The organism is Actinomadura soli, from assembly GCF_005889715.1.
GTDB lineage: Bacteria > Actinomycetota > Actinomycetes > Streptosporangiales > Streptosporangiaceae > Spirillospora > Spirillospora soli.
Map to the genome: position 1 here is coordinate 1 of NZ_VCKW01000504.1, position 2,303 is coordinate 2,303.

The window sequence follows — 2,303 nt, forward strand, 5'->3', positions numbered from 1 at the left end:
GCCCATGACAGCACCGCCGCCGCCACCCACGACACCGGCAGTGTCGGACGGCCGTCGGCGATGTTCGCGGGCGTTTCCACCCACGCCGTGGCGACCAGGCATCCGGACGCGACGGCGAGATCGGCGCCGAGCAGCGGCCACCCGCGCCGCCGCGGATCACCGAAGGCGGGCACCGTGTACGCCGTCCAGGCGGCCATGACCGCGAGGACCGCCCAGCCAGCGGCCGGACGGGCGTAGCCGTCGAAGTTCATGGCGATCACGGCGGCGGCGTACACCAGCGCCAGGCCGCGGTAGACCGCGACGGCCCGCCACAGCGCGGCCTCCAGCCCCATCCCCCGATCGGCCTCGCTCATCCGCCGTCGCTCATCTCAGTTCCCTTGTGGGGCTCAGCCGGAGTCGCTCAGTCCCCCGTCGTCGTCCACCGGGCGCACGGGCTTTCCGGCCAGCTCCGCCTTCACCTCGGCGGCGTACCGATCGACGTACTCCTGGCCCGACAGCTCCCTGATCGCCTGCATGATCTCGTCGGTGATCCGCCGCAGGACCTCCTTGTCGTCCTCGCGGCCGTAGTACCTGGAGAAGTCCATGGGCTCGCCGAACCGGACGCCGGGCCGCACCCCGAGCCGCGGGTACGGCTTGCCCGGCGGCATCAGCTCGAACGTGTTGACCATCGCCATCGGGATCACCGGGACCCGCGACTTCAGCGCCAGCCGCGCGACCCCCGTCTTGCCGCGGTACAGCCGGTTGTCGGGCGCGCGGGTGCCCTCCGGGTAGATGCCGAGCAGCTTGCCCTCCGCGAGGATCCGCAACCCCGTCTGCAGCGCCGCCTCGGCCGACGAGCCGCCCGTCCGGTCCACCGGCACGACGCCGACCCCGGTGAAGAACCCCTTGCTGATCAGCCCCTTGATCCCCTCGCCGGTGAAGTACTCGCCCTTGCCGATGAAGAAGATCGGCCGCAGCAGCGGCAGCGGCCCGAAGAAGTGGTCGGCGAACGACAGGTGGTTGCTCACCAGCAGCGCGGGACCCCGCTTCGGGACGTTCCTCGCCCCGCGGTTCCGCGGCCACCATCCGAGGTACAGGATCGGCGAGAGAACGATCCTGAGCAGGATCCAGAACCAGAGCATGCGGGGACCTCCTCGGACCGCGCGCCCCAGGGTTCGGCGCGGACGGTCCCTGACCGACGGGGATGATGGGACATCTTCCCACTCCGCGTCTCACCGTTCTACCAGCCGGTACATCGCCGGACACCGGGCACCTGACCGGGCGCCCCGTCCCGGCCCGAGCCCGGCCTCCGGCCGGTCGCGGCCCCGGCCGGTACCGGGCCGCCGCGCGACGCCCGCGGGGGGCGGCTCGCGGGGCCGGGAATGAACGTAGGCTCTGATGCGTAAATCTCAATCGGGTGCGCCCGGGGGCTTGTCCCGGGCGACGCAGCGAATACCGTGGGACACACGTTTCAGGGTGTCCGGGAGTGCCGTCGCGAGCGGCGGCGCGTCCGGACCCATGTCGATAGGGGGCGGAGGCCGTCATGCCGGTGCCGTCGGTCACGCCGGAGTCGTCGAAGGAGCCGGCCCCGTGAATCGCCGTGGCAATGGACTGTCAGCGGACACCTACGCCCCACTGGTCGACCTCGCCCCGCACCTCGCCGACGCGATGCTGACGGCGCTGGGCGAGGCCGGGGTGGCGGCCTACGCGGCCTCGCCGTCCGACCTCGCCGAGCTGGCCGACCTGGCCGACCGCGCCGACCTGACCGACCGCGGCGACCGCGCCGAGCCCGCCGGGGAGCCCGTCGCCGGCGACGTCCTCGACCGGCTGTACGTCGACGTCGACATGAAGCCCGCCGCGGAGGGCATCCTGCGCGCCCATCTCGCCCGGCTGCGCGACGCGTCCGCCCGCGGCTCCGACGGCGAGCGCTCCGACGCGGGCGAGCGTCCCGAGACCGGCGTCGCCGGACCTCCCGGCACGGCCGACTCCCCCGACCGGCGCGGGGCCTCCGACCAGGGCGGCAAGGGCGCCGAAGGCGGCGCGGCCGCCAAGGACGCGGACGCGCCCGGAGAGCGCGACGAGGACGCCATCTGGGCCGAGATCGTCGCCGGCTTCGACTCGACGCCGGACGGCGAGGACGTCCCCTGGCCCGACGAGGAGAACGTCCGCGAGCCCGCCGACCCGCCGCAGGAGGGCGACGACCGCACCGGCCGCCTCCCCCGCGCCCGCGTGATCAGGGCCGCCGAGACGCCCGAGTTCCCGCCGGACGCCGACGACGACGGCCACTACGTCCCGCCCCCTCCCCCTGGCTCTTATACACATCT

At 73.8% G+C, this 2,303-nt stretch carries 3 protein-coding genes; 1 reads left to right on the plus strand and 2 read right to left on the minus strand.

Going from position 1 to position 2,303, the window contains the following annotated elements; translation table 11 throughout:
- Together ETD83_RS41240 and ETD83_RS41245 are read right to left on the minus strand one after the other, a co-directional pair.
- A partial coding sequence (locus ETD83_RS41240) for a DUF5931 domain-containing protein (RefSeq protein WP_230421534.1) occupies positions 1-353 on the minus strand: 353 nt, incomplete at its 3' end.
- Positions 354-386: 33 nt separating this feature from the next.
- Positions 387-1,121 (minus strand): lysophospholipid acyltransferase family protein, encoded by a 735-nt coding sequence (locus ETD83_RS41245; RefSeq protein WP_138650673.1) that lies wholly within the window; start codon positions 1,119-1,121, stop codon positions 387-389.
- Between the two features lie 448 nt (positions 1,122-1,569).
- Between ETD83_RS41245 and ETD83_RS41250 the strand changes: the two genes are divergently transcribed.
- Positions 1,570-2,303: hypothetical protein (locus ETD83_RS41250; RefSeq protein WP_138650674.1), on the plus strand; the 734-nt coding region annotated here is incomplete at its 3' end.

Bases quoted from the DNA above. Each gene is read 5' to 3' on its own strand.
- ETD83_RS41245 (WP_138650673.1), bottom strand. From the start codon at position 1,121: ATGCTCTGGTTCTGGATCCTGCTCAGGATCGTTCTCTCGCCGATCCTG.